Source organism: Streptomyces sp. NRRL B-1140 (genome assembly GCF_001280065.1).
GTDB lineage: Bacteria > Actinomycetota > Actinomycetes > Streptomycetales > Streptomycetaceae > Streptomyces.
Genome location: NZ_LGEA01000170.1, coordinates 1 through 744, shown reverse-complemented (window position 1 = coordinate 744; position 744 = coordinate 1). Strand labels below are relative to the sequence as shown.

General features: G+C 67.3%; 1 protein-coding gene. It reads left to right on the top strand.

The features are described 5' to 3' along the window. On the top strand, positions 1 to 744 hold a 744-nt coding region (locus tag ADK65_RS35555), incomplete at both ends, for a lyase family protein (protein ID WP_267889768.1).

Sequence of the window (744 nt, the reverse complement as noted above, 5' to 3'; positions counted from 1 at the left end):
GCATGCCGATCTCCGCCTACCCGCATCTGATCGATGCCCTTGCCGCGGTGAAGGAGGCCGCTGCCCTGGCCAATGAGGAACTCGGCCTGCTGGAGCCGGTGAAGGCCGCGGCGATTGTCGAGGCCTGCCGTGAGATCCGCGAGGGCAAGCTGCACGAGCAGTTCGTGGTGGACGTGGTGCAGGGCGGCGCGGGTACCTCGACCAACATGAACGCCAACGAGGTGGTGGCGAACCGGGCGCTGGAGCTGCTGGGCCATGCCAAGGGCGAGTACAAGTTCCTGCACCCCAACGAGGACGTCAACCTCGGTCAGTCGACCAACGACGTCTACCCGACCGCCGTCAAGATCGCGACGGTGTTCGCGGTGCGCGGGCTGCTCAGGGCGATGGCGGTCCTGCAGGACGCCTTCGCGGCCAAGGCCATCGCATTCCGCGCCGTGCTCAAGATGGGCCGCACGCAACTCCAGGACGCGGTGCCCATGACGCTGGGCCAGGAGTTCTCCGCGTTCGCCGTCATGATCGAGGAGGACCGCAGCCGGCTCGCGGAAGCGGTGGAGTTGATCCACGAGATCAACCTGGGTGCCACGGCGATCGGTACCGGGCTGAACGCTCCCGCCGGGTACGCCGAGGCGGCGCGTCGTCATCTGTCGTCGATCACGGGGCTGCCTTTGGTGACGGCGGCGAATCTGGTGGAGGCGACTCAGGACTGTGGGGCGTTCGTGCAGATGTCCGGGGTGCTCAAGCGGA